Source organism: Ferrithrix thermotolerans DSM 19514 (assembly GCF_900128965.1).
Taxonomy (GTDB): domain Bacteria; phylum Actinomycetota; class Acidimicrobiia; order Acidimicrobiales; family Acidimicrobiaceae; genus Ferrithrix; species Ferrithrix thermotolerans.
In genome coordinates, this window is the sequence record NZ_FQUL01000092.1 from 1 (window position 1) to 1,279 (window position 1,279).

Consider the following 1,279-nt stretch of genomic DNA (forward strand, 5'->3'; position numbering starts at 1 on the left):
CAGAAAATCTCTGGGTTTCCGAACGCCAGCCGAAGTCATGGCAGAGACAATCAGGGAGTTAGGCAGCAGTGTTGCACTTCAAAATTGAAACCGCCAAGCTCTGCTCCACGACTATCGAGGTGGAGGTAGCCAAGTTCATTGATTTCAAGAACATATTAGCCCTCGTATAGCTCTCTGGCTAATCTCTTGTCGTCCTCTGCCTCGGCTAACTAGTTGACTAGGCAGCAAGATTGACGTAGCGCACCCCTCTCCCTTCCCCGCAAGGGAAATCAGGGTACCAATTTGAAGATGTGTCTTTCCGGTACCTGGTCCTCCTATGAGCACAACGGAGGTGGTGTCTCAACGAAGTCACCACGAGCAAGTGAAGAGAGCACCTCTTAGCTCAACGCTGAGCAGTTCAGCTAAGAAATGAGCGTGGCTCCAACTGTCACGTTGTGCGACTTGGAGGTACTCCTCGTGGGCTCGAAGACCCGGTAGGCGAAGCTCAAGGGCACCTTGGCCAAAGAGTATGAGATCGGAGCTCTTGGTCATGAGCGAGCCTCAAACAGAACGTCATAGCGAGTGATGTCTACCTCAGGTGAGGTGATAATGGGAACCTCTTTGAGCAGCGTTGCCCCTCTCACAAGTGAGGAGCGGGCCGCAATCTTCACATAGTCAGCGATGAACGTGCGCATCTCTTGAGCTTTCCGAAGTCCAGTTGTATTCGCTGTTTGGGGCAGTCTTCTCGCTAGCAGGAGCACTCCCACCATCTCTCCAACTCCTCTGTTCTCTCCATAGAGTGCACTCGCACTAGCGAGGAACTCCGCATGGTCCACACTGAAGGTACCGCTCTTCTTTGCCTGTTCTAGAGGGGCCGACCGAGGAAACGCTCCTGGTTTCCTTGAAAAGGCCTCAAGGTAGTGATCTAGCACCAAGGAGGAGTCCCCCCAAATGGAGGAGACGCTCATGGGTTGCAACGGTCTTGTCATGGTAGGTGATTGTCACCTCATGGGCGGACAGCGCTATCTGGACGCTTCTTCCGATCAGAGACACCGAGACTGAGTAAAACGCCTGTCTCACGCACACCCTTGACTTGGCGTCCACCTTGGCTAAGAGGATCTTGGCAGAGCCGAAGGGTTCATGCGTGAGCGGGCTGAGGGCTAGTTGCTGTTGTGCGAACGCAGTTGCAACCGTCTCTGGTCGTCTGCCTAAAGTTGTGCAAATAGGCCATAGAGTCTTTGGAACTGTATCTATCTTAGGCAGTGGTTATAGAACTGTCATTGACTTTTGATCTTTATTT

At 52.5% G+C, this 1,279-nt stretch carries 3 protein-coding genes; all 3 read right to left on the reverse strand.

What is annotated here, in order from left to right:
• Positions 1-348: 348 nt before the first annotated feature.
• Genes BUA24_RS11755 through BUA24_RS13545 form a run of 3 tightly spaced genes read right to left on the reverse strand, consistent with a single transcriptional unit; the run spans position 349 to position 1,083 of the window.
• A complete protein-coding gene (locus BUA24_RS11755; protein WP_072792800.1) occupies positions 349-531 on the reverse strand; it encodes a hypothetical protein in 183 nt (60 codons plus the stop codon).
• The gene (locus BUA24_RS11760; protein ID WP_143146561.1) at positions 528-968 is read right to left on the reverse strand and encodes a hypothetical protein; all 441 of its coding nucleotides are present in this window, start codon (positions 966-968) and stop codon (positions 528-530) included. The genes BUA24_RS11755 and BUA24_RS11760 overlap by 4 nt, the downstream gene beginning before the upstream one ends.
• Positions 892-1,083, reverse strand: coding sequence for a Mu transposase domain-containing protein (locus tag BUA24_RS13545; protein WP_419187309.1), 192 nt, complete (start codon positions 1,081-1,083; stop codon positions 892-894). Before BUA24_RS13545 ends, BUA24_RS11760 begins: the two co-directional genes overlap by 77 nt.
• Positions 1,084-1,279 lie beyond the last annotated feature (196 nt).

What these genes read in the sequence shown, in the direction of transcription:
- BUA24_RS11755 (WP_072792800.1), bottom strand. Translation starts at nt 531, where the DNA reads ATGACCAAGAGCTCCGATCTCATACTCTTTGGCCAAGGTGCCCTTGAG.
- BUA24_RS11760 (WP_143146561.1), bottom strand. Translation starts at nt 968, where the DNA reads ATGACAAGACCGTTGCAACCCATGAGCGTCTCCTCCATTTGGGGGGAC.